This window comes from Rahnella sp. BIGb0603, assembly GCF_024808755.1.
GTDB classification, from domain to species: Bacteria; Pseudomonadota; Gammaproteobacteria; order Enterobacterales; family Enterobacteriaceae; genus Rahnella; species Rahnella contaminans.
Window position 1 is genome coordinate 760,626 of sequence record NZ_JANUEX010000001.1, and the last position, 26,162, is coordinate 786,787.

A 26,162-nucleotide genomic window follows, 5' to 3' on the forward strand; every position below is an offset into this window, starting at 1 on the left:
CGTGTCGGGTGATTCTCATTATTCTTCCCTTTTAAGAAGGGAAAATGGGGGGTGAACTCAAACTGCATAGCCGCCAGCCAAGCCCCCTCCTAACACCTCCCCCTTCACAGGGGGAGGTGTAAATCACATTATTTTTCAATCGGATAAATTGTGCCCGCATTCATGATCCCTTTCGGGTCGTAAACGTCTTTCAGCGCCTTCAGAATGTAGTAGGCGCTGCCGTGCTCATCTTTGGTCCAGTGCGTGCGGTGTTTGCCGATGCCGTGGTGATGTACCATCGAGCCGCCCTGTTTGATGGTTTCCTCGACAATGATTTTGTTCAGCGGATTGTGGTACTTGTTGATTTCCTCTTCCGGCTTGCAGTCCATCACGTTGTAATCGTAGACAAAATACATGTTTGTGCCGTTGATGTAGCTGTGTGAGGAGTGACCGCCGAGCATGGTGATATCGTCCGCGTGCGGGAATTCATCGCGAATGCGGCGAATGACATTTTCATAAATAGTATGAATGCTCGACCAGTCGCCGGAGACTTCCGTGGTGAAGCCCATGTTATTGGTCTTCAGGATTTGCTCACGCTCTGCGGCCACTTTTTCCGGGCCCCAGTTCAGGTGGTTAAACCAGCGTTCGATGAGCGCGCTGTCCACTTTCTGACATTCCGGATGCTGCGCCACAATCCCTTCGATGCCTGCACCAGTCGCCCGCGCAATGCCCGGCGTCCCTTCGGCCATGAAGATCAGCACGCATTTACCGTCAGCGAAATGCGTAAAATGCTGGCTGCCGTCTTCGGCGTCATACAGACGGGCAATGGACGGACGATAACCGTCAACCATCACTTCACGCAGAATGTCGAAACCGGTTTGCATGTTTTCCAGCGTATAACCGTAGAACAGATTATTTTCCGGCATGTATTTGAAAATTTTCACCGTCACTTCAGTGATATAGCACAGCGCACCTTCGTTACCGATAATCACATGGCGGATATCCGGCCCGGCCGCCCGGCGTGGCACGTTTTTGATGCGGGTGATTTTTCCGTCCGGGAACACTGCTTCCAGCCCTACCACCATGTCTTCAATGGCACCATACAGCGTGGAAAACTGCCCGATGCTGCGCGTGGCGACCAGGCCGCCCATCTGCGCCAGCGGCTTGGACTGCGGCGAATGTCCGGTGGTGTAACCCTGCGCACGCAGCTGATTTTCCAGCACTTCCAGCGGCACGCCGCACTGCGCCGTCGCCTGCATATTGCGGATATCGATTTTGACGATTTTATTCAGACCGGAACCGTCGAGCACCACCGAGTTTTTCACCACGGTTTCCAGCCCGCCTTCAGTGGCGGATGCGCCGGTACGCGGCACGCAGTTAATTTCGTGTTTATTCAGAAACGCCAGCACGTCGGATACCTGCTGCGTGTTGTGCAGCTTCACGACCGCCGCAGGCAGTGGCAGCGTGAAAACGTTATGAATATCGGCATACTTACGGAAGCGATCGACGCTGTTTTTCTTCAGCACTTCCTCATCGGTAATGACCTGCGCCGGACCGACGATCTCTTTTAAATGATCAACAATGGCTTCACGGGATAACGACATAAATAATCCTTATTTCTTCAGTAAATTTAAATCAGACTCAGGAACCACCCTGAATACGCATAACAAAATTAACGGACTAAATAACCGCCATCGACAACCACAAGGTGTCCGTTAACATAATTTGACGCGCGACTGGCTAAGAAGACCATTGTCCCCATTAAATCCTGGGTTTCTCCCCAGCGGTTTGCCGGAATGTGATCTAATACGCGCTGATTGGTGACCGGGTTTTTGCGGGTTTCAACCGTAATATCGGTGGCGTAATATCCCGGCGCAATCCCGTTGACCTGAATGTTATATTGCCCAAGTTCGTCGCAATACGCTTTGGTAAAGCCGGCCAGCGCATGTTTTGTGGCGGAATAAGCCGGAGACCATTGCCCGCCCAGATATGAGAACAGCGAACAAATATTAATAATTTTCCCTTCATTTTTAGGGATCATGATTTTCGCGGCTTCATGGCTTAATTCGAACGCCGCGGTCAGATTTATATTAATCATCGGATCCCAGTCTTCACGACCAAAATCCAGCACTTTATTGAGCTTACAGATCCCGGCGTTGTTGACCAGAATATCCACCGTGCCGAAGGTTTTCAGACATTGCTCAATCACACGCGCCGGTGCGCCTTTCTCGGTGATGTCTACCTGCATAAACTCAACGCGACTTCCTTGCAATTCAATCAGTTCACGCGTTTGGCCTTTGTCCATAATGAAACTCGGAATAAACAAATTGGCTCCGGCCTTGGCCAGTGCGACCGCAAAGGCCTGGCCCAAACCACTATTTCCGCCAGTGACGATGGCCGTTTTTCCTTTCAGAGAGAAGAAATCCAGTGAAAACTCATTCAGCGCGTTCAACGACATGGTGAAGCTCCTTACCTGAAAAAATCCAAAAAAAAAGAGAAAAGCAATCTTCCCCGGAAATAAAGGGAAGCTACTTTTCTCATCGGCTCTAGTAACTGGCTTTAAGGTGTACCATGTTTAATTAGCCGGATTCCGTGAGCAGACTCACAAAAAACTCGTTTAATAATTCTGTGAGATTTCTCACGGTAAATTAATATTGCGGCATGCTATTACTATTCTCAGTTACCAGAGATCAAGAGAAAAGTAACTTCCCTCCTGCGGGGAAGTCTGCTTTTCTCTTTTTTTTTGCCTTAATCCGCTAAAAATACAGGGCAGCAATATGGAACCTTCTAATTTTCGTCGCTGGCTGACGCTGGCAATAATAAGTATCAGCGGCGGTGTCAGTTTTGATCTGGCTTACTTACGTTATATCTACCAAATACCCATGGCAAAGTTCATGGGATTTTCCAATACCGAAATAGGGTTAATTATGAGCACATTCGGTATTACGGCGATTATTTTATATGCACCCAGCGGAATTATTGCCGATAAATTCTCACACAAAAAAATGATGAGTTTTGCCATGATCGTCACCGGCCTGCTGGGCTTATTAATGGCCGTCTATCCGCCATTCTGGGTGATGATCGTCATTCAGGTGGCGTTCGCCATTACCACGATTTTAATGCTGTGGTCCGTTTCCATAAAAGCCGCGTCGTTGCTCGGAAATCACGAGGAACAGGGCAAAATCATGGGCTGGATGGAAGGCCTGCGCGGGGTCGGCGTCATGGCGCTGGCGGTCTTTACGATGTGGGTCTTTTCCCTGTTCGCCCCGGAAAATCCGGCCAGCCTGAAAGCCGTGATCCTGATTTACAGTGGCGTTTATATCCTGCTGGGCGTGCTGTGCTGGTTCTTCGTGCAGGACGGTTTTACGGTCCGCAGCGACGAGAGCGGCACGCAAAAGTTCAGCCTGAAAGACATCACTTCGGTGCTGAAAATCAGTACCACCTGGTATTGCAGCCTGATCATTTTCGGCGTTTACACCATCTACGCGATCCTCAGCTATTCCACCAACTATCTGACGGAAATGTATGGCATGACGCTGGTCGCCGCCAGCTATATGGGCATCGTCATCAACAAGATTTTCCGCGCACTGTGCGGCCCGCTGGGCGGCATTATCACCACTTATACCCGGCTGAAATCCCCGACCCGCGCCGTCCAGCTACTGTCACTCGTCAGCATCATCACACTCGGTGTTTTGCTGATGACCAACGCGCATCCCTCATCCGTCTTCATTGGCATCGGGCTTATTTTGCTGCTGGCGTTCGCCTGTTACGCTTCGCGCGGGTTGTATTTTGCCTGCATCGGCGAAGCCCGCACGCCGAAATACATCATGGGCACCACGGTCGGGATTTGCTCAGTGATTGGCTTTCTGCCAGACGTGTTTGTTTATCCGCTGGTCGGCCACTGGCAGGACACCCTGCCCGCCGCCGTGGCCTATCGCAACATGTGGCTGCTCGGCCTGGCGGCCACGGCCATGGTGCTCATTTTTACAGCATTACTGATCAGAAATATCCGCAGCTACGCCGTTCCTGCCGGGACCGCAAAGCAGCCAACACAGGAATTCATCTAACGGAGCGTTAAATATGGACAGCTTTTCAATGAACAAAAAATATCTGATGGGCGTGGATGTCGGTACACAAAGTGCAAAAGTGGTGATTTTCGATACGGAAGGCAACGTCATTTGCGAAGGCAAACAGGCGTTGCGAAAACTGGATATCCCCGCGCCGCTGCTGGCTGAACACCCGGACGATGACCTGTGGGATTCCCTGAAAGTCGCCTTCGGTAAAGTCATGGACAACTTCCATGCGCAGGGCGGCGACGCGAGCCAGATTCTGGCGATGGGCGTGTGCGTCATCCGCTGCTGCCGCGTGCTGCTCAAAGGCAACGGCGAGCTGGCGTGGCCGGTGATCAACTGGATGGATAAGCGCCTGAATAAACCTTATCAGCCACTTGAGTGCTACGGCGAGGTGAAATATGTCACGACGACATCCGGCTACATCACTCACCGCCTGACCGGCGAATTTAAAGATACCTGCGCCAATTACATCGGCTGGTGGCCGATGGACAATGACATGCTGGACTGGAGCACCGATCCTGCGCAATGGGAAAGCTGCAACCTGAGCCGCAGTCAGGTTTTCGATGTGGTGAAACCCGGTGAGATGCTCGGCTATCTGAGTGAAAAAGCCGCGCGCCAGATTGGCCTGCCCGCCGGGATCCCGGTGATTGCTACCGCGCACGACAAAGCCGTCGAGGCGCTGGGCGCAGGCACGCTCGAACCGGGTATCGCACTGATTTCGTTGGGCACCTACATTGGCGCGATGGTTCACGGCCACGAAAACGTCAAAAATGCGCAAAACTTCTGGCCGTTCCAGGCGTCAGTTCCGGGGCATTATTTGTATGAATGTATGGGCGTGCGCCGCGGAATGTGGACCATTAGCTGGTTCCGCGACCAGTTTGGTGCCGCCGCGCTGGCCGATGCGCAGGAGAAAGACCTGAGCATCGAAGAATTACTCAACCGTGAAGCGACGAAAATTCCGGCAGGCTGCGAAGGATTGCTGACGGTTCACGACTGGGCACCGCCGTCAGAAGCCGAGTTCCGCAAAGGCGCGATGATAGGATTTGACGGACGCCATACCCGCGCACATATGTACCGCTCAATGCTCGAAGGCATCGCGTTTACCATGAAAAATCATATGGATAAGATGGCGGAAGAACTGGGCATACCGTTCAAAGGCCTGATTATTTCCGGCGGCGGCGCAAACAGTGATTTATTCATGCAAATCTTCGCCGACGTGTTTGGCGTACCGACCCGACGTAATCTGATGAAAGGCTCGGCCGCCGTCGGGTGCGCGGTCAACGCCGGAATGGCCGCGGGTGTTTTTGACAGCTACGAAAAAGCGACCGAAAAGATGGTGCGGATGGGCGGACATTTCACGCCCGACGGGAAAAATCATCAGCTTTATAACGCCCTGAATGCAGACGTTTATCAGAAAATGAATACCCATTTAGATCCGCTGTTGCAGGCGCTGAGCCCGCGGGTGGATTAACGCGATACAGCTCAGAGGGAAACGGCCGTTTCCCTCTTTTTTAGCCCCTATTCCAGCGTCAGTCTGTCACCCTGCTGCATCCGGACAAACTTCAGACCCAGATTATTGCCTTTCTCAAGCTGCGCCATGATCTCTTTTTCGGGATCGGCACCGGCTTTCAGGCTGGGTTTGACGTGGCTGATAATTACCGTCAGCCCGTTCAGCGAACCTTCGCCACCGGCGTATTGTTGCAGGTAGCCAAGTTCTTTGAGCAACCAGTCTGGCGTCAGATGTCCGAAAAGTTTGCTGTCAGGCACGCCGTCCGGATACGACGTTTCGATGATTATCCCTTTCAGGCGTTTCGCTTTGACCTCTTCGCCGAGCACGCGCCAGGTGGCGTCGAGGTTTTTCGATTTCTCCACTTCATCCGGACCGGTATCACCGAAGAAAGCAAACGACTCTTTATTGCGGCTGATCAGAATCATGCTCGATGGCGTGCCGCCATGGCTAAGCGGGAAGATGCGGCCATCAAGGCCGGTCAGCCCCAGCGAGAAACGCTGATCGGGGCGTTGCAGATTCAGGCGGTACGTGCCGATGCGCAGGCCGCTGCCGGAATCCGTGAAATTCGGCCAGACGCGACCATTGAAGTAATGCTGACGCAATGTGCCGATAGTGTCGGCGGTGCCGTAAATCGGCTTTTTCGTGTCTTCCGGCGAGCTGATAATCAGCCCGGCCAGATGGTCGAGATGACCATGACTGATAAAATAACCGCCAATCAGATTACGGAAGACCGCGCCCTGCGGCGTCAGCGGGGTGGCGTTTTCTGCCGTCACCTCAGGGAAACTCCCCTTCTCCAGCGCCTTGCGGATCCCCGGTAAAACCGACCCGGCATCCAGCCCGAGATACAGTTTCTGGTCATCGCTGCGCACCAGATATGACGTCAGATTGCCCTCTTCGACGCCGCCGTTAACCCCGAGGGCGATGACATCAAAGCCCGCGGCTGCCGGGTTAATCCAGCAGCCAATCATCAGCGCCAGCAGGTATTTTTTCATCACATCGCTCCTTGTCGTGGTGAGCCTCGATAAGGTCAGCCCTCAGGCTGACTGCGCTTTTTCGCCGCCTCAAACGCCGCCAGCGTGTCCTTGCGGGCACGGGCGTGATCGATAACCGGCAGCGGATAGTCTAGCACGCGATGCTGTTTTTCAGCCCAACGATGCGGTTGATGAATGTCTCGTTCCGGCACATCCGCCAGTTCCGGCAGCCAGGCCTTGATAAAGCGTCCGGCTTTATCGAACCGTTCGCCCTGTGTGGTCGGGTTGAAAATGCGGAAATACGGTGCGGCGTCGGTACCGGTGGAAGCGCCCCACTGCCAGCCGCCATTGTTAGCGGCAAGGTCGCCGTCGAGCAGTTGCGACATAAAATAGCGCTCGCCTTCGCGCCAGTTGATCAGTAAATCTTTCACCAGGAAACTGGCGACAATCATCCGAAGACGGTTGTGCATCCAGCCAGTGGAATTTAGCTGGCGCATCGCCGCATCCACAATCGGATAGCCGGTTTTACCGTTTTTCCACGCCTGCAAATCGTCCGGCGCATCGCGCCAGCGCACGCTGTCAGTCCATTCAACAAAAGGCTGATGTTTGCAAAGCTTCGGCCAGGCGACGATCAGATGGCGGTAAAACTCGCGCCACACCAGTTCGTTCAGCCACCCGAATGCGCCGCCGTCGGTTTTTTCCAGCACGTCGGGGCATTCCGTGCGCAGACGGTTAAGGCACTGACGCGGCGAAAGCACGCCAATCGCCAGATAAGGCGACAACGAACTGGTGCCGTCGATGGCCGGTAAATCGCGCTGTTCGAGATAATCCTGCACCTGCTCGCGGCAAAAACTGCGCAACTGATTCCGGGCGGCTTCCTCGCCGATTGCAAAATCATCGCCGATGGCCGCCAGCGGATAATCAAACGGCATCAGTTTATGCATCACCGGTTTTTCTACGTTTTCACGCGCCTGCGGCGCAGGCAGGGAACGGCTGTCAGACTCCGTTAGCCGCGCCAAAAAAGCCCGGCGGAACGGCGTGTAAACCTTGTACATTTCGTCGTTACCGGTGGTGACAGATCCCGGTGGCAACAGCAGGCTGTCATCAAAAGCGTGGCACATGACGGTATCGCTGACCGCTTTTTCCAGCGCCAGATCCCGCTGACGCTCGTTGATTTCATACTGTTTGTTGTAGAAAAGCGCATCAACCTTTTCACTGGCGCAAAAATCTTTCAGCCAGCTCACGCTGTCAGCAAAATCATCACACTGATGGTAATGCAGCGCAATACCGCGCTCTGCCAGGGAATGCTGTAATGCCTGAAGGTGCTGGTAGATAAACGTCGCCTGACGCGGCGCCATCTCGTGCTGTTTCCACTGCTCCGGCGTGGCAATAAATATCGCGATCACGCGCGCCTGCGGATCCTCACAGGCGGCGTGTAAGGCACGGTTATCGGTAATGCGCAGATCGTTGCGGAACCAGACTAAATGCGTGGTCATAACTGTCCTTCTAATGTCCGTATCGTAAGCATAAGGCTTCAGGATAGGGCTCAAAATAACGCTGGCCCGAAAGGTAGGCGTCGGGATATTCCGACATGTAATGTTTCAGTAACGTGATGGGCGCGAGAAGCGGCTGCACGCCCTGACGGTAACGGTCGATCAGTCCCGCCAGTTCCTGGCGCTGTGACGAATTCAGCTGTTTACGGAAATAGCCCTGAACGTGCATCAGCACATTGGTGTGATTGCGCCGCGTGGCTTTGTGCTGCAACAGATTCATCAGGCGCTGGCGGTATTCAAGAAAGTATTCATCGAGGGAATCCCATTCCGCCATCGCGGCGACAAAACGCCCGAGCTCACGGTATTCCGGCTGCGAATGGGCCAGCAGGGAAAGTTTGTAGCGGCTGTGAAACGCCATCATTTTGCCGCGTGTCAGGCCGCTTTCGCGCAGCTGATTCAGCTCAAACAACGTGAAAACGCGTTCAACGAAATTCTCGCGCAGGACGGGATCATTCAACCTGCCGTCTTCTTCCACCGGCAGCCACGGATGCTGTTTCATCAGCTCCGCGGTAAAAATTCCGGTGCCGCTTTTCTTTGCATCCTTGCCGTTGGCGCTGTAAACCCGCACGCGTTCCATGCCGCAGCTTGGGGATTTCGCGCAAACGATATAGCCACACAGGTGCGTCATAGGCGCGACACGTTTTTCAGAATAGCTCTGCATTTTGCCGGTGATATCGACGGTTTCGTCATTGCTGAAACGCATCGCAACGCCGTCATCCATTCTGACCAGTCGCAGTGCCGGACGCGGCGTCGGCAGACCAACCGCCATTTCAGGGCAAACCGGTTCGAAGCGAACATAAGGCGCGAGTTGCTCTACCGCAAATGCGAAACGCTTGTGGCCGCCATCGAAACGGACGTTGTCACCCAGCAGGCATGCGCTGATACCAATAGGAATTGTTTTCGTCATTGTCAGCTCCCGGCGTTGAAGGAAGAAATGGGAGTGTCAGCAGATCATCACCCTCATGTATAACCTTATCATAAGTTATACATAAAAATAATGTTGTACAGGTTTCTAAAAAGGACAATAAAAAACCCCGTTGGGAAACGGGGTTTCTGGCTCCTCCCCCTGCGAAGGGGGAGGCCGGGAGGGGAGCTAAATCAGTAGAAATCCTGGGTCGCCATTTCAGCATGACTCAGCCACACCGGCTTATCGCTGGTTTTCATCCAGACACGGTGTAAATAGCTGTAAAAACGGGCGCGGTCAGCGCGAAACAACATGACCGGCAGGGCCAGCACACCGGCTGCGATAACAAAAGCGCGGCGGGCCAGTATGCGGGTCATTGTGTACGGCGTGTATTCATTCATGGCGTTGCTCCTGTATCTATTTTTCGGAAACTGTAAGTTGCGAAAAATTTTACTGCAACCGGTGAAATTTTACTACTCATCTGACCACTTTGAAGTGTAAATTTTCGCCATTTTTGGCTATCGCTGTAATTGAGTTACAAAATGGTTAAATAAATACGTATGTAAAGTTTCTTTTGGGTTTCATTTTTGCGCATTTTTATACTTTTTTTACACCGCGATGCCCTTTCTTTTCAGGATCTTTTCCCGCCTTTTCTTATTCTCCTCCCAACATAAAAACACACCTGTGGAGGTGGATTGTGACTGTTGGCGTAATCTGCGGCGCATTGCTGGTTCTCCTGCTGCTCGGCTATCTGGTTTATGCCCTGCTGAATGCGGAGGATTTTTAAATGGCCGCAACCGGATTCTTAATGATTGCCAGTTTTATGCTGGTGCTTTTGCTGCTGGCAAAACCACTGGGTAACTTTATTGCTCAACTGATTGAAGGACAGCCCGGCGCATTTTTACAGCGCATCGAATACGGCGTATTACGCACTTCCGGCAGCCGCGAGGCTGAGATGAACTGGTGGCAGTACGCGCTGGCGATCATGGTATTCAACATTCTGGGGATTATTGTCCTGACCGCCATGCTGATGGCGCAGGGCGTTTTACCGATGAACCCGCAGCATTTCGGCGGGATGTCCTGGGATCTGGCGTTTAACACCTCCGTCAGTTTCGTGACCAACACCAACTGGCAGGCGTACAGCGGCGAAAATACGCTGAGCTATCTCAGCCAGATGGTCGGTTTAACGGTACAAAACTTCCTTTCTGCCGCCACGGGTATCGCCGTTGCCTTTGCGCTGATCCGCGCTTTTGCACGCCCTTCCGCGCAAACCATCGGTAACGCCTGGACGGATTTATGGCGCATCACAATCTATCTGCTGCTGCCGGTGTCGTTCCTGCTGGCGCTGTTCTTCGTCAGTCAGGGCGTGATTCAAAACTTTGAAGCATATCAGCACATCACCACGCTGGAAGGCTTGCAGCAGACGCTGCCGATGGGGCCGGTGGCCTCTCAGGAAGCCATCAAAATGCTGGGGACCAACGGTGGCGGTTTCTTCGGTGCAAACTCCGCGCATCCGTTTGAGAACCCGACGGCGCTGACCAACATGGCGCAGATGCTGGCGATTTTCATCATCCCTTGTGCGCTGTGTTTTGCTTTTGGTCGCGTGGTCGGAGACAACCGCCAGGGCAACGCGCTGGTCTGGGCGATGTCGGTGATTTTCGTCGTCTCAGTGGTAGTGGTGATGTACGCAGAGCTCAAAGGCAATCCGCACTTCACGATGCTTGGCGCTAACAGCAACATCAACATGGAAGGGAAGGAAAGCCGCTTCGGCATTCTGGCCTCGGCAATGTATGCGGTCGTCACGACGGCGGCCTCCTGCGGCGCGGTTAATGCCATGCACGATTCTTTCACTGCACTCGGCGGCATGGTGCCAATGTGGCTGATGCAAATCGGTGAAGTGGTGTTCGGCGGTGTGGGCTCCGGGCTGTACGGCATGCTGCTGTTTGTGCTGCTAACGGTGTTTATCGCCGGGCTGATGATTGGCCGCACGCCGGAATATCTCGGCAAGAAAATCGACGTTTACGACATGAAGATGACCGCGCTGGCGATCCTCGTGACACCCACGCTCGTGCTGCTCGGCACCGCGCTGGCACTGGTCACCGATGCCGGCCGCGCGGGGATCGCAAACCCCGGTGCGCACGGGTTCAGCGAAGTGCTTTACGCCGTGTCTTCTGCCGCCAATAACAACGGCAGCGCGTTTGCAGGGCTGAGCGTCAATACGCCGTTCTACAACCTGTTGCTGGCGGTATGCATGTTCTTCGGACGCTTTGGCGTAATCCTTCCGGTACTGGCTATCGCCGGTTCGCTGGTAGCGAAAAAACGTCAGAAAGCCGGCAACGGCACACTGCCGACGTCCGGTCCGCTGTTTATCGGCCTGCTGGTCGGCACCGTGTTGCTGGTCGGTGCGCTGACCTTTATTCCGGCGCTGGCGCTGGGGCCGGTCGCAGAACATTTGCAGGTTTGGTCAGCACAGTAATGCTGCGTAATTCGTTGAATTAATGAATATAGAGATTAATAAAATGAGCCGTAAACAACGTGCATTATTTGAACCTCAACTGATCCGCACCGCCCTGCTGGATTCAGTGAAAAAACTGGATCCGCGCGTTCAGTGGCGCAACCCGGTGATGTTCGTGGTGTATCTGGGCAGTATTCTCACCACGCTTATCTGGCTGGCGATTCTGTCACACCACACCGACGGCAGCGCTGCTTTTACCGGCAGTGTGTCGCTGTGGCTGTGGTTCACCGTGCTGTTTGCTAACTTCGCCGAAGCGCTGGCGGAAGGCCGCAGTAAGGCGCAGGCGCAGAGCCTGAAAGGCGTGCAGAAAACCAGCTGGGCGAAGAAGATTTACGAACCGCGCCCGGAATCACCGGTGATCAAAGTCGCGGCCGATACGCTGCGCAAAGGCGATTATGTGCTGATCGAAGCCGGAGACACCGTGCCGTGTGACGGCGAAGTGCTGATCGGCGGCGCGTCCGTCGATGAAAGTGCCATCACCGGGGAATCCGCACCGGTGATCCGCGAATCCGGCGGGGACTTTTCGTCCGTCACCGGCGGGACACGCGTGTTGTCCGACTGGCTGGTGGTCGAGTGTTCGGCCAATCCCGGTGATACTTTCCTTGACCGCATGATTGCCATGGTCGAAGGCGCGAAACGTCGCAAAACCCCTAACGAAGTGGCGCTGACCATTTTGCTGGTGGCGCTGACGCTGGTGTTCGTGCTGGCAACCGCCACGCTGTATCCGTTCTCGCTGTTCAGCGTGGACGCCAGTCACGCCGGTATTCCGGTCACCGTCACCGTTCTGGTCGCCCTGCTGGTGTGTCTGATCCCGACCACCATCGGCGGTTTGCTGTCAGCTATCGGCGTTGCGGGGATGAGCCGCATGCTGGAAGCCAACGTTATTGCCACCAGTGGCCGTGCGGTGGAAGCCGCCGGTGACGTGGATGTGCTGCTGCTGGATAAAACCGGCACCATTACGCTGGGTAACCGCCAGGCATCGCAGTTTCTGCCCGCACCTCAGGTGACGGAACAGGAACTGGCCGATGCCGCGCAGTTATCGTCGCTGGCCGATGAAACACCGGAAGGCCGCAGTATCGTGGTGCTGGCGAAACAACGCTTTAACCTGCGCGAGCGCGATATTCATTCGCTGAATGCGACCTTTGTGCCGTTCTCTGCGCAAACCCGCATGAGCGGCGTGAACGTCGGCGACCGGAATATCCGTAAAGGTGCGGTGGACGCCATCCGTCGTCATGTGGAATCCAACGGCGGTACGTTCCCGAAAGCCGTTGACGGGCTGGTGGAAAACGTGGCGCGTAAAGGCGGCACGCCGCTGGTCGTCGCAGAAGGTGCGAAGGTGCTGGGCGTGGTGGAGCTGAAGGATATCGTTAAAGGCGGTATCAAGGAACGCTTTGCCGAGCTGCGCAAAATGGGTATCAAAACGGTGATGATCACCGGGGATAACCGTCTGACCGCCGCCGCGATCGCCGCTGAAGCGGGTGTCGATGATTTCCTGGCCGAGGCCACGCCGGAAGCCAAACTGGCGCTGATCCGCCAGTATCAGTCGGAAGGCCGTTTAGTCGCGATGACCGGCGACGGGACCAACGACGCCCCGGCGCTGGCGCAAGCTGACGTGGCGGTGGCCATGAACTCCGGTACGCAAGCGGCGAAAGAAGCCGGGAACATGGTGGATCTGGATTCCAACCCGACCAAACTGATTGAAGTAGTGCATATCGGTAAGCAAATGCTGATGACGCGCGGTTCGCTGACCACATTCAGTATCGCCAACGACGTCGCGAAATACTTTGCGATTATCCCGGCAGCCTTTGCGGCGACCTACCCGCAGCTGAACGCGCTGAACGTGATGCATCTGACTTCTCCGTCGTCGGCCATTATGTCTGCGGTTATTTTCAACGCCCTGGTGATTGTGTTTCTGATCCCGCTGGCGCTGAAAGGCGTGAGCTATAAAGCCATGAGCGCCGCATCGCTGTTGCGCCGTAATCTGTGGATTTATGGCGTCGGCGGCCTGCTGGTGCCGTTTGTCGGTATCAAACTGATTGACGTGATCCTGACCGTTTTACATCTGAGCTGATTTTTGAGGAAGACCATTATGTCCGTTAAAAGAATGTCCTATGTCCGCCCGGCTCTGGTGATGACGGTTCTGCTGACGCTGGCGACCGGCGTCGCTTATCCGCTGCTGACCACCGGCGTTTCAGAGCTGGTATTCCGCGCGCAGGCGACAGGTTCGCTGATGAAAGACAGCAGCAACAAAATGATTGGCTCAGAACTGATCGGGCAAAATTTTACCCGCAATGATTATTTCTGGGGACGTCCGTCCGCCACCTCTGACTCGCCGTATAATCCGATGGCGTCCGCAGGCAGTAATCTGGCGGCCAGTAATCCTGCACTGGATCAGGCGGTGAAAGACCGTGTGGCGGCGCTGCGTAAGGCTAATCCGCTAAGTCCTGCGGCTGTGCCGGTGGATCTGGTGACCGCCAGCGCCAGCGGTTTAGATCCGCAAATTTCGGTGGAAGCCGCCCAATGGCAGGCACCACGCATTGCGGCTGCGCGGGGTCTGCCACTGGCGCAAGTGAATAAATTGATTGATGATAATACATCATCACCGCTGATTGGTTTCCTCGGCCCCGACGTCGTTAACGTACTCGGTCTGAATCAGGCACTGGATGAACTGAAATCTCAATAAGGAAAATATGACTGACGATCGCCCTGATCCAGACAGCCTGCTGGCGCTCGCTAACGAGAAGCCGCGCGGGCAACTGAAAGTCTTTTTCGGCGCCTGTGCGGGCGTCGGGAAAACGTTTGCCATGTTGCAGGAAGCGCAGCGTCTGCGCGCCACCGGTCTCGACGTGCTGGTCGGCGTGGTGGAAACCCACGGAAGGCAGGAAACGCAGGCGCTGCTGCCGGGGCTTTCTCTGTTACCGCCAAAACGCATTCACCACCGCGGCCGTCAGGTTTACGAATTTGACCTCGACGCCGCGCTGGCCCGCCGCCCTGCCCTGATCCTGATGGACGAACTGGCGCACAGTAATGCCGCCGGTTCGCGCCATCCAAAGCGCTGGCAGGACGTCGAAGAACTTCTCGATGCCGGTATCGACGTGTTTACCACGGTGAACGTTCAGCATCTCGAAAGCCTGAACGACGTGGTCAGCGGCGTGACCGGCATTATTATTCGTGAAACGGTGCCCGACCGTTTATTTGATGACGCCAGCGAAGTGGTGCTGGTGGATTTACCGCCCGACTCCCTGCGCCAGCGCCTGAAAGAAGGCAAAGTTTATATCCCCGGTCAGGCCGAACGCGCCATCGAACATTTCTTCCGCAAAGGCAATCTGATTGCCCTGCGCGAGCTTTCCCTGCGTCGCACCGCCGATCGCGTGGACGATCAGATGCGCGAATACCGCGACGATCAGGGCGTCAGCCGCGTCTGGCATACCCGCGATGCGTTGCTGCTGTGCATTGGTCACGACGGCGGCAACGAGAAGCTAGTTCGCGTCGCGTCACGTCTGGCGGCGCGTCTGGGCTGCGTTTGGCATGCGGTATATGTCGAAACCCCGCGCCTGCACCGTTTGCCGGAAAGCCAGCGCCGCGCGATTTTGCATGCGCTGAAACTGGCGCAGGAGCTCGGCGCGGAAACCGCCACGCTGGCCGATCCGCAGGAAGAAAAGGCCATTCTGCGTTACGCCCGCGAGCATCGTCTGGGCAAAGTGATGACCGGCCGCCGTCGCGAGAAACGCTGGAAATTCGGCCCGAGCTTTGCCGATAAACTGGCGGAGATCGGGCCCGATCTCGATCTGATTGTCGTCGGTCTGGAAGACACCCCGAATAATTCGTCGCGAAAAGAGCAGGATCCCCGGACATTCGTTGACCGCTTCAGCCGCCAGATCCGCGGGTGTGCGCTGGCCGTCGCGCTGTGCGCCATCATTACGGTGCTTTCGCAATGGCTGGTGCCCGCGTTCGATCAGGCCAACCTGGTGATGGTGTATCTGCTTGGCGTGGTGATCGTGGCGCTGTTTTATGGCCGCTGGCCCTCGGTGCTGGCGGCGGTAATCAACGTCGTCAGCTTTGATCTGTTTTTCGTGCAACCGCGCGGGTCGCTGGCCGTCACAGACGCGCAATATCTGGTGACGTTCGGCGTCATGCTGATCGTCGGGATTTTGATCGGGAATCTCACTGCCGGTGTGCGTTATCAGGCGCGCATCGCCCGTCACCGTGAAAAGCGCGCGCAGCATCTTTATGAGATGTCCAAAGGGCTGAGCCAGTCGCTGACACCGGAAGCGATCGCGCAAACCAGCCGCCACTTTATTTCCTCCAGCCTGAACGCCAAAACGGCCATTTTGCTGCCCGATGAATACGGTGAACTGGTGCAACCGGCCGGTGAAATCACCTCGATTGTGGTGGACGACGCCATTGCCCGCTGGAGTTTCGATAAAAAACTGCCCGCCGGTGCCGGGACCGATACGTTGCCCGGCGTGCCGTATCAGCTTCTGCCGCTGGTGGCCTCGGGCGAATCGCGCGGTTTGCTGGCGGTTGAGCCGCCGAATATCCGTCAGCTTCTGGTGCCGGAACAACAGCGGCTTTTGCAGACATTTACGGTGCTGATCGCCAACGCCCTTGAGCGTCTGCATCTTGCGGCCAGCGCGGAAACATCACGTCTGGAAACAGAGCGTGAGCAACTGCGTAACTCGCTGCTGTCCGCGCTTTCCCACGATTTACGCACCCCGCTCACCGTGCTGTTTGGACAGGCGGAAATCCTGACGCTGGATCTGGCCTCCGAAGGCTCGAAACATGCGCCACAGGCCAGCCAGATCCGCCAGCAAGTGCTGAGCACCACGCGACTGGTGAACAATCTGCTGGATATGGCGCGCATTCAGTCCGGCGGATTTAATCTGCGCAAAGAGTGGCAGTCGGTGGAGGAAATCACCGGCAGTGCCCTGCGGATGCTGGAACCGGTGCTGGCACATGACCATATTGAAATCGATTTGCCTGCCGAAATGGTGCTGGTCAATTGTGATGCAAGCCTGATCGAACGGGTGCTGATCAATCTGCTGGAAAATGCCCATAAATATGCCGGTGTCGGTGCCACCATCGGCATCAGAGCGTTACCGCTCGGCGACTGGCTGGAGATCGAAGTCTGGGATAATGGTCCGGGAATTCCGGAAGGCGCGGAGCATGCGATTTTCGAAAAATTCGCCCGCGGAAATAAAGAGTCAGCCATTCCCGGCGTGGGTTTGGGATTAGCGATTTGTCGTGCCATTATTGAAGTACACGACGGACGGATTTGGGCTGAAAATGGCCCGGACGGCGGCGCGCGTTTCCGCTTCAGGCTGCCGCTGGAAGCAGTGCCTGACATGGAAACGGATATGGACACAGACATCGACGAGGCAACGTGAGCGCATCCCCGGTAAATATTTTAATTGTGGAAGACGAGAAAGAAATCCGCCGCTTTGTGCGCACAGCGCTTGAGGGGGAAGGTTTACGGGTATTTGAAAGTGAGACACTGCAACGCGGGCTGATTGAGGCCGGAACCCGTAAACCGGATTTGATTATTCTCGATCTCGGTTTACCGGACGGTGACGGCCTGACCTATATCCGCGATTTGCGCCACTGGAGTGCCATCCCGATTATTGTGCTGTCGGCACGCACCAGCGAAGAAGATAAGATTGCGGCGCTGGATGCCGGTGCCGATGATTTCCTCACAAAACCATTTGGCGTCGGTGAACTGCTGGCGCGGGTTCGCGTCGCGTTACGCCGTCATTCGGGCAGTTCGCAGGAAAGCCCGCTGGTGACGTTTGCTGATGTGACGGTGGATTTGATCAACCGGCGCGTACAGCGCAACGGTGAAGATTGTCATCTGACGCCGATTGAGTTTCGCCTGCTGGCTGAACTGCTGGCAAACAGCGGCAAAGTCATTACTCAGCGTCAGTTACTGAGCCATGTGTGGGGCCCGAATTACGTCGAACACAGTCATTATCTGCGCATCTACATGGGGCATTTACGCCAGAAACTGGAGGCCGACGCCACCCGGCCGCGTCATTTACTGACCGAGACCGGCGTGGGCTATCGTTTTATGCCTTAGGTTCATCAGTCTCCGGTTTAGCATCGCCGAATTCGGCTTCCAGACTTTCAGCCGCCTGTTGCAAAATTGCATTCACCCGCACAACCTGCTCCGGCGTCAAATCCGCGCGCATCATGTTTGTGCGCAGCGCATGACGCAGACGGTGCATAGATTCATGAATGCCTTCTGCCAGATTGTTTTCAGGCGGACGCTGTGCGCCAGCCAGACGGGCAAAAATCACATCTACCGCAGCCTGATGTTGCGCCAGTTCCACTTTCCCGGCTTCGGTAATCTGATAGCTTTTACGGCCATTGCCGGTGGCGACAGGCTCGAGGAAATCCTGTTCTTCCAGCAGGGTCAGCGTCGGGTAAATCACGCCTGGGCTTGGCACGTAAAGGCCAGACGACGCTTCTTCAATCGCCTTGATCAGCTCATAACCGTGACTCGGTTTCTTCGCCACCAGCGCCAGCAGTACACGGCGCAAATCACCGTGTTCAAACAAACGATGTACACCGCGATCGCCACGCCCCCCGCGACGACCTTCGCCACGTCCGCGACGTTCACGCCCTTCCTCACCGCGTTCTTCACCACGATGGCGGCCATCGCGGCGCAACATGTGACGTTCGCTGTGATCGCTGCGTTCTGATTCATGACGGCAATGACCGCGATGCCCTTCTTCCCGGCAACCATGACCGCGATGGCGCCCTTCAAACATTTTGCTAAACATAATTTATGTCCTATTTAGATATATCGATTTATTTCGATATATCTAAATTAGATCGGATTTCAGAAACTGGCAAGCCCAAAAATGCATTTAGATATATCTTTTTATGTCTGAAACGCGGGCAAAAAAAAAGCGCTGAATAATCAGCGCTTTTGATGAGATGAAGAAAGGGACTTATTTCGCGTCGGCCAGCACCTTGCTGACGATTTCTACCGCTTCTTTCTCGATTTGTTCGCGGTGTTCAGCACCGAGGAAGCTTTCACAATAGATTTTGTAAGCTTCTTCTGTACCGGACGGACGTGCCGCAAACCAGCCGTTTTTGGTCATCACTTTCAGGCCGCCGATTGACGCGCCGTTACCCGGAGCGTTGGTCAGACGGGCAGTGATCGGGTCACCGGCCAGCGTGTCAGCTTTCACCTGTTCAGGAGAAAGTTTAGACAGCGCGGCTTTCTGCGCGTGAGTCGCAGGTGCCTGAATACGGTTGTAGCTTGGCGCGCCGAAACGGGCAGCCAGTTCGTTGTAATGTTCCTGCGGGTTTTTACCGGTCACGGCGGTGATTTCCGCGGCCAGCAGGCACATGATGATCCCGTCTTTGTCGGTAGACCACGGTGTGCCGTTGAAACGCAGGAAAGAAGCCCCTGCACTTTCTTCGCCACCAAAACCGAAGCTGCCGTCAAACAGGCCATCCACGAACCATTTGAAACCCACCGGGACTTCGACCAGTTTACGGCCTAAGTCTTCAACAACGCGGTCGATCATCGCACTGGAAACCAGCGTTTTGCCAACGGCGACGTCTTTGCCCCACTGCGGACGATGCTGGAACAGGTACTGAATCGCCACCGCCAGATAATGGTTCGGGTTCATCAGACCGGCAGGCGTCACGATACCGTGGCGGTCATAATCCGGGTCGTTTGCAAAGGCCAGATCGAATTTATCACGCAGCGCCAGCAGGCCGGCCATTGCGGATTCAGACGAGCAGTCCATGCGGATCACACCGTCGTGGTCGAGATGCATGAAGCGGAAAGTCTGATCGACTTCATCGTTAACCAGCGTCAGATCCAGTTTGTAATGCTCTGCGATACGCTTCCAGTATTCGATACCGGAACCGCCGAGCGGATCCACACCGAGTTTCAGGCCCGCTTTCTGAATCGCGGCCATATCGACGATGTCGGTCAGTCCTTCAATAAACGGCTGAACCAGATCCTGCGCCACCAGATGGCCACTTTTCCACGCCAGATCCAGAGACTGACGCTTGACGCCTGCGAGCTTAGCCGCCAGCAATGCGTTAGCGCGTTTCTCAATCACGGAGGTCAGATTGGTATCTGCCGGGCCGCCGTTGGTCGGGTTGTATTTGATACCGCCATCTTCCGGTGGGTTGTGCGAAGGCGTGATGACGATGCCATCCGCCAGCGCGCCGCCGTTGAGATTGTGGGTCAGAATCGCGTGAGACACCGCCGGAGTCGGGGTGAAACCGTTATTTTCCTGCACAATGACATCTACGCCATTCGCCGTCAGCACTTCCAGCACAGAGATAAACGCCGGTTCGGACAGGGCGTGGGTGTCTTTCCCCACATAGCACGGGCCGGTTGTGCCCTGCTCTTTACGCACTTCAGCAATCGCCTGCGCAATCGCCAGAATATGCGCTTCATTAAAGCTGTGACGCAACGAACTGCCGCGGTGACCGGACGTACCGAATTTCACGGCATGGGCCGGGTTTTGCGGGTCCGGTTGCAGAACGTAATACTGTGACGTTAACTGCGCCACATTAATCAAATCGCTTTGCTGAGCAGGTTGCCCTGCACGGGGGTGATTAGCCACTGGCGCTTCTCCCTTACGCTGAAATTTAGAGGGTGCCGCACACTTTGTCAGTCAGTTCCGCCGGGAACTGCATGAGCTGCATGATGTGTTCGATCATGCTGCGTTTGCGACCTGTGTTGGTGTTAGTAATAACCCAATACGGCGTTCCGGGAACGTGTTTAGGCTTGGTATGAATGCCGTTTTGCAGCAGGGTTTGCTGGTCGCCGGCAAAATAGGTACGCGTGCGGCCATGAAGTGAATCGGTCGCAGCGGCAAATTCTTTTGGGTTCAGGCAATACAAGGTCGACAGGATCAGCATAAAGCGGTTAACCGCTTTGGTCTGCTCTGCATATTCGTCAGACAGTAACAGTTCGCGAACGGCGCGGACTTTATCACGCGACGTCGGCGCGGCGGCGGCAACAGGTTTTTCCTGTGCGACGGTCCCGGCAATAACGGCGGATGTTACTGGCGCGGCAGGAGCGGTCTGGCCAGCAGTAAATTTCAACATACGGCGCAAAATATCAGACGCACTTTCACCGATTGCTTGCGTGTGGCTGGCAATGTAGCGGTAGAGTTCTTCGTCAACCTCAATAGTTTTCATCTTTATCCAGTACTGTTTTTTCTACTAAATTCATTCAAAAGGATTATACAAATTTCTACGCGTTTACGAACAGGTGAATTGCGTCGCTAAGCAAAAAGCAGATTACTTCCCGTTTTCGCTGCCTTCGCCTTCTGTTCCACGTTGTCAAATCCCACTCAGGCATCTGGCAGAAACTTTCTGTTTTAAAAAAATCATCCGCTACTCATGATAACCTAATGAGATTGTTTATCTGTATGAACTTCGCCATGAAATTACATTATCGCCTGCAAGAACCTGAAGTCGCTGGCAGCGATGCGCTGCCGGTTCTCCTGATCCACGGACTGTTCGGAACCCTTGATAATCTGGGCGTTCTCGCCCGCGACCTGAAACAACAGCATAGAGTGTTGCAGGTTGATTTGCGTAATCACGGGCAATCCGGGCGTTCGCCGGAGATGTCTTACGCCGCAATGGCGCAGGATTTAATGGAAACGTTAGATGAAGTCGGTTTCCAAAAATTCATCGTAATCGGCCATTCCATGGGCGGGAAAGCGGCTATGGCGCTGACGGCGCTGATTCCCGACAGAATTGAGAAGCTCATCGCCATTGATATCGCGCCAGTGGATTATCACGTGCGCCGTCACGATGAGATTTTTGCTGCGATTAATGCCGTCACCGGGGCCGGATTGCGCGACCGTACCTCCGCTACCGAATGTATGCGTGAGTATATAAAGGAAGACGGGGTGATTCAGTTTCTGCTGAAATCCTTCCAGCAGGGAGAATGGCGCTTCAATGTGCCGGTTCTGCTGAACGAGTATGCCAAAATTGTCGGCTGGGAAGAGGTTCCGGCGTCGGATCGTCCGGCGCTGTTCATCCGTGGCGGGGATTCGCCTTATGTGCAGGATGCGTATCGCGAAGATATTGGCCGCCAGTTCCCGCAGGCAAAAGCCTATGTAGTCGCCGGAGCCGGTCATTGGGTGCACGCAGAAAAACCCGACGCCGTCCTGCGCGCTGTGCATCGTTTCATCGATTCGCCGTCGGTTTAACATCCTGGGGATAAATTGTGCAAAAAGTCTGCACAACTTCGAAAGTTAACGTGAAATCAGGGCAATCAGGCGTTGTGAACCCCAGGCGCGCCAGTGTATGATTGCGCGCTATAATTTTGCCGCCCCGTTTTACTCGAAGTGAGTTACGGGGGGTAAATTGGGTCAGGGTTTCTTAGCCCGAAATGTGTGAAACGCTCGTCAGGAATCGGCTTGCCGTTTTCCGATGTAAAAACTTCCCTGGTTGTACCGCTACCTATGGCAAAAGAACAACTGGATCGCACGACGATTGATCTGTTCGCAGATGACCGCCGTCCGGGGCGTCCAAAAACTAATCCGCTTTCCCGTGATGAACAGCTCAGGATCAACAAGCGCAACCAGTTACGCCGCGATAAAGCGAGCGGTCTGCGTCGCGTAGAGCTGAAAATGAACGCCGATGCTGTTGATACCCTCAATAAGCTGGCAGAAGAACGCAATATCAGTCGTAGCGAACTGATTGAAGAGATGTTGCTGTCGCATCTTAACGGTCAGGAAGGCTGATAAAAAAGCGGATAACCTCCCGGTTATCCGCCTGTTTTCTTTCCTTTTACGCCTTAACTCTCATCTCAGAACGTTTCCCAGTTTGCACTGCTTTTCGATGTCATTACACCGGTTGCAGGCCGTAACAACGGCTGAGAAACCACGCTGGCGGGTCGTTTTCCGACATTCGTGATACTGTCTTTGAGTTTGAACGTCGCGACGGCGTTGTTCAGCAATGCAGCCTGCTCTTCCAGCGAAACCGCCGCGTGTGAAGCCTGTTCCACCAGTGCGGCGTTCTGCTGCGTTACGCTGTCCATTTGTGTGACTGCTACCGCAACCTGGCTGATGCCTTTGCTTTGCTCATCAGACGCCGAAGCGATTTCCGCCATAATATCCGTGACATGCGTGATTGAACGCACCACTTCGTTCATTGTCTGACCGGCGTTTTCCACCAGTTTTGAACCGCTGTCGACGCGGGAAACGGATTCACTGATCAGTGATTCGATTTCTTTCGCCGCCTGCGCACTGCGCTGGGCCAGATTTCGGACTTCACTGGCAACCACCGCGAATCCACGCCCCTGTTCGCCTGCGCGCGCGGCTTCTACCGCGGCATTCAGCGCCAGAATGTTGGTCTGGAAGGCAATGCTGTTAATAACCGAGGTGATCTCTGCAATTTTCTTCGAGCTGCCGGAGATATCTTTCATGGTGCTGACGACGTCAGCCACAATGTTACCGCCTTTTTGCGCGGTAGAAGACGCTTCCATCACCAGCTGGCTCGCGTGATGCGCATTGTCTGCGTTGTGTTTTACCGTTGCAGTCAGTTCTTCCATACTGGCTGCCGTTTCTTCCAGTGCAGACGCCTGTTCTTCGGTTCGGGAAGACAGATCATTATTCCCGGCAGAGATTTCGGACGCGCCCTGATAGATGTGGTTGGTACAGTTGCGGATGGTCTGAACGGTATTTTCCAGACTGGACTGCATAACGTTGAGCAACGGGATCAGTTTACCCGCGCAGTTTTTGCCGAACTCTTCCAGATAATGCGTCAGGTCGCCGCTGGCAATTACGGCGAAATGATCGCGGATTTTATCCAGCGGTTTCACCAGTGCCATCACCAGATAACGGTCGGTCAGCAGCAAAATAAGCAGGCCGAGAGAAAAAGCCGTCAGCAGAATAACTTTGCTGTAATAAGTCAGATGGTTTGATTTGGTCTGCGCCGCCTCGAAATCGACCGCAATCTGCCCGCTGACTTTCGTCATTGAGGCACCAAAATTGCGGCTCAGCGCTGGAACGGTATCGTTCGCCAGCTGATTATAGGCATCGAAATTTTTGCCGATGGCCGCTGAATATAACGGCGTAACGCCTTGCGCGACCAGACTTTCCCAACTGGAGACCAGTTCCTGAACTGACGCTTCATCTAATCCCGGATGCGGAGCCGTTTTGAAACTCGCCAGCGCCTGTGACAGACCATCGAGTGACTGTTTTGCCGTATCAAAAATTTCCTGCCCTTTTGACGGATCCGCCTGGAGCTGCCCCACGGCACGACTTAAACGTGTCACGGTACGAAAGTACTGATCATTTCCTTTATTGATCAGCGCCATATTGTTGACCAGTTCGGTACTGTTTTGGGTGTTCTGAGTCAGCGTATTCAGGGAGGTGACGGTGTAAATAGACACACTCGCCCACATGACGCAAAAAATGCCCAGAATCGTTAATAATGCGGCCCTGATGGTAATATTTTTTAAAAACTGCACGATATGCCTCTCTCGAAACAGGACTGTTTCTGGTCTGAGGATTGACGGGGATGCGGAGAATCAAGACAGGTAGCCAGCAGGCGTTTGCCCCCGGACATGTTTGAACACCTCTCCGGGCATCGATTTCTTTATTATGTTGAGATTCCTCTCGCATCATCTATCGGCGTTCAACGGGCAAACTTAAGGAGTGGCGGGAATTATTTCTTAATTTTGCTTTTGCCCTCAATAAGTTTGAGGTTATTAAAAGCACACGAAGGCGATAACACTTAAAAAGATTGCCCGATAAACTTATTCACCAGTTAAGAAGGCGAGCTGAAACATATTCTCCGCCGCGCGAGTTTGCTATCATCTGCGTTATTATTGCCTGCAATGCAGAGCACTTCATTAAGAACAAGAGGTTAGGTAATCTTATGGCCGTAGTAGGTATCTTCTTTGGATCCGATACAGGTAACACCGAAAACATCGCGAAAATGATCCAGAAGCAATTGGGTAAAGATGTTGCAGAGGTGCATGACATTGCGAAGAGCAGCAAAGAGGATCTGGAAAAATTCGATATTTTGCTGATCGGTATTCCAACCTGGTATTACGGTGAAGCGCAGTGTGACTGGGACGACTTTTTCCCGACGCTGGAAGAGATAGATTTCGAAGGTAAGCTGGTTGCGCTGTTTGGCTGCGGCGACCAGGAAGACTATGCCGAATACTTCTGTGATGCGCTCGGTACCGTGCGTGACATCATCGAGCCACGCGGCGCGGTGATCGTAGGTCACTGGCCAACTGAAGGCTATCACTTCGAAGCTTCAAAAGGTCTGGCTGATGATACGCACTTCATCGGGCTGGCAATTGACGAAGATCGTCAGCCGGAACTGACCAACGAACGTGTTGATGCATGGGTCAAACAGATCACAGAAGAACTGAGCCTTTCAGAAATTATTGGCTAAAAACCCTGTTGGCCCTGAGGATTTATTCTACAATTGAAGGGCCAAACTATTACTGAAATTAACAATTTAACCGCTACAAAATTGTAACTTTCGGTGGTATCAAGGTACACTGAGTTCATCTGTTTTTTCTATCGATCAAGTCGTTGCATTATTGAATGTGACAGGCATTTTGTGATCTTTATTAACAGGCTACGTTTTTGAGAATCGGCACACTTCCCTTAAACGAAGAATCCTTAAACGACAAATTTTTGTGCCGCCGATGCCACAGGCTGCATGCCTCAACTTGATTAGCACATAGTAACAGGACTGAATCCGCATGACTGACAACAACACCGCACTGAAGAAAGCCGGCTTAAAAGTCACGCTTCCGCGCCTCAAAATCCTGGAAGTGCTGCAAGCGCCGGAAGGTCATCACGTTAGTGCGGAAGATCTTTATAAGCAACTGATTGATATGGGCGAAGAAATTGGTCTGGCCACGGTTTACCGTGTTCTTAACCAGTTTGATGATGCCGGTATCGTCACCCGTCATAACTTCGAAGGCGGCAAGTCTGTTTTCGAACTGACTCAGCAACATCATCATGATCACCTGATCTGCCTTGATTGCGGCCGCGTTATTGAATTCCGCGACGAATACATTGAAGGCCGTCAGCGTGAGATTGCGAAGAAACACGGTATTAAACTGACCAACCACAGTCTGTATCTGTACGGACACTGTGAAGCGGGCGATTGCCGCGAAGATGAATCTTTGCACAATGACAAACCTGCGCAGTAATCTGCACGGTCAGTCCGAATAAATTAACCGCTGAAAGGCGGTTTTTTTATGTCTGTGTTCCAGGATGAGAGTTAAAACGCAAAACCCCGGCAAGCCGGGGTTTTGCGTTCCATGATGGTGCTTGTTTCAGATCCCTGCTTTTAGTTAACCGGATTAGGTGCGTTATTGGCTTTGATTTCCTGCCAGATCTTGCCGCAATCCGCCGCATACGCCTGCCCGTCACCGGTCTTACGCGCCGTCAGACAGCGCTGATAATCCACCACACGAACCGTTTCCTGTTCCGCAAATTTCTGGTGGGCTTTTTCCTGTTTGAGCTTGTTCAGCAATACCTGACAGGAGGCCAGTTTGTCCGGATTGCCTTCTGCCGAATTAATACACGCGCTGTATGCCTCACGCGTTTGAGAAATCTGAGCCTGATCCGCGGTTGGCGCACAACCTGCCAGCACAACGGAGGAAACCACAATCATCAGTAATTTTTTCATCG

At 54.1% G+C, this 26,162-nt stretch carries 23 protein-coding genes; 12 read left to right on the top strand and 11 right to left on the bottom strand.

The genetic code is table 11. From position 1 onward, the window contains the following. Nucleotides 1-128 precede the first annotated feature (128 nt). Both M2403_RS03630 and M2403_RS03635 read right to left on the bottom strand, forming a co-directional pair. Nucleotides 129-1,583 carry an FAD-binding oxidoreductase gene (locus M2403_RS03630; RefSeq protein ID WP_165059451.1) on the bottom strand — a complete coding sequence of 485 codons (1,455 nt, stop codon included), beginning with the start codon at nucleotides 1,581-1,583 and terminating at the stop codon, nucleotides 129-131. Nucleotides 1,584-1,651: 68 nt separating this feature from the next. Continuing rightward, a complete protein-coding gene (locus M2403_RS03635) occupies nucleotides 1,652-2,437 on the bottom strand; it encodes an SDR family oxidoreductase (protein ID WP_259228567.1) in 786 nt (261 codons plus the stop codon). Between the two features lie 319 nt (nucleotides 2,438-2,756). Here M2403_RS03635 and M2403_RS03640 point away from each other — a divergent pair, with 319 nt between their 5' ends. Continuing rightward, on the top strand, nucleotides 2,757-4,046 hold the full coding sequence (locus M2403_RS03640; RefSeq protein WP_259228568.1) for a nitrate/nitrite transporter: 1,290 nt from the start codon (nucleotides 2,757-2,759) through the stop codon (nucleotides 4,044-4,046). 13 nt (nucleotides 4,047-4,059) lie between these two features. Then, entirely contained in the window at nucleotides 4,060-5,523 is a 1,464-nt protein-coding gene (locus M2403_RS03645) for an FGGY-family carbohydrate kinase (RefSeq protein ID WP_259228569.1), read from the top strand. Between the two features lie 47 nt (nucleotides 5,524-5,570). Here M2403_RS03645 and M2403_RS03650 read toward each other — a convergent pair whose 3' ends face one another. The 4 genes from M2403_RS03650 to M2403_RS03665 all read right to left on the bottom strand — a co-directional run bounded on the left by M2403_RS03650 (nucleotide 5,571) and on the right by M2403_RS03665 (nucleotide 9,391). Beyond that, a complete protein-coding gene (locus M2403_RS03650; protein ID WP_259228570.1) occupies nucleotides 5,571-6,554 on the bottom strand; it encodes an MBL fold metallo-hydrolase in 984 nt (327 codons plus the stop codon). Nucleotides 6,555-6,589: 35 nt separating this feature from the next. Beyond that, nucleotides 6,590-8,029 (bottom strand): deoxyribodipyrimidine photo-lyase, encoded by a 1,440-nt coding sequence (gene phrB / locus M2403_RS03655; RefSeq protein WP_165059443.1) that lies wholly within the window; start codon nucleotides 8,027-8,029, stop codon nucleotides 6,590-6,592. Nucleotides 8,030-8,039: 10 nt separating this feature from the next. Further along, the gene (locus tag M2403_RS03660; RefSeq protein ID WP_259228571.1) at nucleotides 8,040-8,993 is read right to left on the bottom strand and encodes a DUF523 and DUF1722 domain-containing protein; all 954 of its coding nucleotides are present in this window, start codon (nucleotides 8,991-8,993) and stop codon (nucleotides 8,040-8,042) included. Nucleotides 8,994-9,184: 191 nt separating this feature from the next. Then, the gene (locus M2403_RS03665; protein ID WP_095921190.1) at nucleotides 9,185-9,391 is read right to left on the bottom strand and encodes a YbfA family protein; all 207 of its coding nucleotides are present in this window, start codon (nucleotides 9,389-9,391) and stop codon (nucleotides 9,185-9,187) included. Nucleotides 9,392-9,687: 296 nt separating this feature from the next. Here M2403_RS03665 and M2403_RS03670 point away from each other — a divergent pair, with 296 nt between their 5' ends. Genes M2403_RS03670 through kdpE form a run of 6 tightly spaced genes read left to right on the top strand, consistent with a single transcriptional unit; the run spans nucleotide 9,688 to nucleotide 17,578 of the window. Continuing rightward, nucleotides 9,688-9,777: a K(+)-transporting ATPase subunit F gene (locus M2403_RS03670; RefSeq protein ID WP_101075733.1), complete on the top strand. Its 90-nt coding sequence runs from the start codon at nucleotides 9,688-9,690 to the stop codon at nucleotides 9,775-9,777. Next, a complete protein-coding gene (kdpA, locus tag M2403_RS03675) occupies nucleotides 9,778-11,466 on the top strand; it encodes a potassium-transporting ATPase subunit KdpA (protein ID WP_152326468.1) in 1,689 nt (562 codons plus the stop codon). 43 nt (nucleotides 11,467-11,509) lie between these two features. After that, nucleotides 11,510-13,576: a potassium-transporting ATPase subunit KdpB gene (kdpB, locus tag M2403_RS03680; protein ID WP_152326467.1), complete on the top strand. Its 2,067-nt coding sequence runs from the start codon at nucleotides 11,510-11,512 to the stop codon at nucleotides 13,574-13,576. A 33-nt stretch (nucleotides 13,577-13,609) separates the two neighbouring features. Then, entirely contained in the window at nucleotides 13,610-14,188 is a 579-nt protein-coding gene (kdpC, locus tag M2403_RS03685; RefSeq protein WP_193333154.1) for a potassium-transporting ATPase subunit KdpC, read from the top strand. A gap of 7 nt (nucleotides 14,189-14,195) precedes the next feature. Further along, entirely contained in the window at nucleotides 14,196-16,892 is a 2,697-nt protein-coding gene (kdpD, locus tag M2403_RS03690; protein ID WP_217152806.1) for a two-component system sensor histidine kinase KdpD, read from the top strand. After that, entirely contained in the window at nucleotides 16,889-17,578 is a 690-nt protein-coding gene (gene kdpE / locus M2403_RS03695; protein WP_259228572.1) for a two-component system response regulator KdpE, read from the top strand. The genes kdpD and kdpE overlap by 4 nt, the downstream gene beginning before the upstream one ends. Here the strand turns inward: kdpE and M2403_RS03700 are convergent. The 3 genes from M2403_RS03700 to seqA all read right to left on the bottom strand — a co-directional run bounded on the left by M2403_RS03700 (nucleotide 17,568) and on the right by seqA (nucleotide 20,679). Beyond that, on the bottom strand, nucleotides 17,568-18,284 hold the full coding sequence (locus M2403_RS03700) for a PadR family transcriptional regulator (protein WP_217152805.1): 717 nt from the start codon (nucleotides 18,282-18,284) through the stop codon (nucleotides 17,568-17,570). The genes kdpE and M2403_RS03700 overlap by 11 nt on opposite strands. Before the next feature lie 171 nt (nucleotides 18,285-18,455). Further along, nucleotides 18,456-20,099 carry a phosphoglucomutase (alpha-D-glucose-1,6-bisphosphate-dependent) gene (gene pgm / locus M2403_RS03705; protein ID WP_259228573.1) on the bottom strand — a complete coding sequence of 548 codons (1,644 nt, stop codon included), beginning with the start codon at nucleotides 20,097-20,099 and terminating at the stop codon, nucleotides 18,456-18,458. A gap of 25 nt (nucleotides 20,100-20,124) precedes the next feature. Then, a complete protein-coding gene (gene seqA, locus M2403_RS03710) occupies nucleotides 20,125-20,679 on the bottom strand; it encodes a replication initiation negative regulator SeqA (RefSeq protein WP_152326461.1) in 555 nt (184 codons plus the stop codon). Nucleotides 20,680-20,912: 233 nt separating this feature from the next. On the opposite strand from seqA, the gene ybfF reads away from it, so the two are divergent. After that, the gene (ybfF, locus tag M2403_RS03715) at nucleotides 20,913-21,701 is read left to right on the top strand and encodes an esterase (protein WP_259228659.1); all 789 of its coding nucleotides are present in this window, start codon (nucleotides 20,913-20,915) and stop codon (nucleotides 21,699-21,701) included. A 255-nt stretch (nucleotides 21,702-21,956) separates the two neighbouring features. Further along, nucleotides 21,957-22,238 carry a LexA regulated protein gene (gene ybfE / locus M2403_RS03720; protein ID WP_104924773.1) on the top strand — a complete coding sequence of 94 codons (282 nt, stop codon included), beginning with the start codon at nucleotides 21,957-21,959 and terminating at the stop codon, nucleotides 22,236-22,238. A 65-nt stretch (nucleotides 22,239-22,303) separates the two neighbouring features. Here the strand turns inward: ybfE and M2403_RS03725 are convergent, their stop codons facing one another. Then, complete coding sequence (locus tag M2403_RS03725) at nucleotides 22,304-23,968, bottom strand: methyl-accepting chemotaxis protein (protein ID WP_208951665.1); 1,665 nt, start codon at nucleotides 23,966-23,968, stop codon at nucleotides 22,304-22,306. Between the two features lie 410 nt (nucleotides 23,969-24,378). On the opposite strand from M2403_RS03725, the gene fldA reads away from it, so the two are divergent. Both fldA and fur read left to right on the top strand, forming a co-directional pair. Then, a complete protein-coding gene (gene fldA, locus M2403_RS03730) occupies nucleotides 24,379-24,906 on the top strand; it encodes a flavodoxin FldA (protein ID WP_259228574.1) in 528 nt (175 codons plus the stop codon). 316 nt (nucleotides 24,907-25,222) lie between these two features. Then, the gene (gene fur / locus M2403_RS03735) at nucleotides 25,223-25,678 is read left to right on the top strand and encodes a ferric iron uptake transcriptional regulator (protein WP_152326459.1); all 456 of its coding nucleotides are present in this window, start codon (nucleotides 25,223-25,225) and stop codon (nucleotides 25,676-25,678) included. A gap of 140 nt (nucleotides 25,679-25,818) precedes the next feature. Here fur and chiQ read toward each other — a convergent pair whose 3' ends face one another. Continuing rightward, nucleotides 25,819-26,160, bottom strand: coding sequence for a ChiQ/YbfN family lipoprotein (gene chiQ / locus M2403_RS03740; protein ID WP_208951672.1), 342 nt, complete (start codon nucleotides 26,158-26,160; stop codon nucleotides 25,819-25,821). Nucleotides 26,161-26,162: the final 2 nt, after the last annotated feature.